At 39.6% G+C, this 1,479-nt stretch carries 1 protein-coding gene; it reads right to left on the minus strand.

Annotated elements, in window-relative coordinates; all coding sequences use genetic code 11:
• The coding region (locus VZ95_RS20465; RefSeq protein ID WP_045777501.1) for a motility associated factor glycosyltransferase family protein at positions 1-1,459 on the minus strand (1,459 nt) is incomplete at its 3' end.
• Positions 1,460-1,479 lie beyond the last annotated feature (20 nt).

Raw genomic sequence — 1,479 nt, forward strand, 5'->3', positions numbered from 1 at the left:
GAAGATCGATGACAACTCGGAAATTCTTTCGGACAAGTTTTTGGTAATTGTCAAAATCACTCGAGTAAACTCGCCGCCACCAATAAATACAGAACACAGTAAAAATCACTATAGTTCCAGTAAATATTGGATTAAATTCCGCTTTTTTTTCACCAAATCTGCTCATTCTCATAAATATTTCCATAAAATACCTTAAAGAATCATTTTCTTTCCTTGTCTTGCGTTTTATAATTTTTCTCATTTCAGCCATATAATCAATGAAATTCTCCTCCAAATAATCTATAATGTCTCCTTCAACATTATTTTTCCAAGAATGCGTTGGCATTAGATCGTATATATGATTCGCAAGATCAGATTTATTCAACCTGACGGATGCTATTTTATATCTTTCCAGCTTGATAGGAGTTATGGACTTAATCAAAACACCATTTGAAGCATTAAACGCCCTAGCTTCTCTGTATTCCTTCATAAGAATTTGAAGGTATTTAACACCATTTAAATAATGTTCGTTCGTATAAGCAATTCCACCGAAGTTAGCGCTCGTCGTATCCGGGAATTTGAATTCGGCTTTCTTAAGCTCTTCATGGAACTCGTAAAAACTGCCTTTGGAATGATGGATTCCGCGATCTCGCGTGCCAAAATCGGCCCCCAATAGCAATATATCCCTGAAGCCAGAAGCAAGTGCCGCCGACGTAGCCGTATTGACCACGGTCGGGTTCTGCCAGGACATGGTGGTAATACCCGGATTGAAGAAGGCTGAGGCGAACACACCTTCGCGCATAAACCATAAGCGGCGCTTGAAGAGACGCGCCGACCGCGTATCCATTGTCGATGAACAGACTAGGATCGTGTTAGAAAGATCATATTTTTCGACCAGCGGGCTGAGCAACTCAAAATTCATCGCGACATTTTCAATTTCCACATGAAAATCCGGGGTAATTTGATTTGCCAACAGTGTCGGCAACGCAGAGCCGCCTGAAAATATGACGATCTTATCTTTATTCTGACGCAACCACTCAATATTATCGTCAAGCGACGGTCCCGCGCCAACGATAACGGCGGTCCCAACATGATGATTAGGCGCATTGACCAATAATTTCCACTCATCTTGATAGCTATTCAAAAGATGATTTTTGGTCATCGTTTTTTCATCATCATAAAAACCCAGAGCATCAAATAGATTAGATATATTTTTTTTGAAATAAGTGTACAAAGAATCTAGCGCAGGTGTTTTATAGTGCTGCGTATAATAAATTAACTGCTGAACACCCATATTCATGGCTCCAGTATATCGGCGAGCTGCATTAAAGGCATAATCAGGAAGTGTTTCAAAAACAAATACGATCTTATTATCGGCATACTTAAATATTTCGACCCAATCAATAAAATACATGGAAAGAACAAGAAACATCGGCTCAGGCTCAATAATCACCAGAGAACGGCACTGGGTTTCAATCATATAGGKTTAAGATGGAAACC

Origin of the sequence: Elstera litoralis (genome assembly GCF_000963705.1) — a bacterium.
GTDB lineage: Bacteria > Pseudomonadota > Alphaproteobacteria > Elsterales > Elsteraceae > Elstera > Elstera litoralis.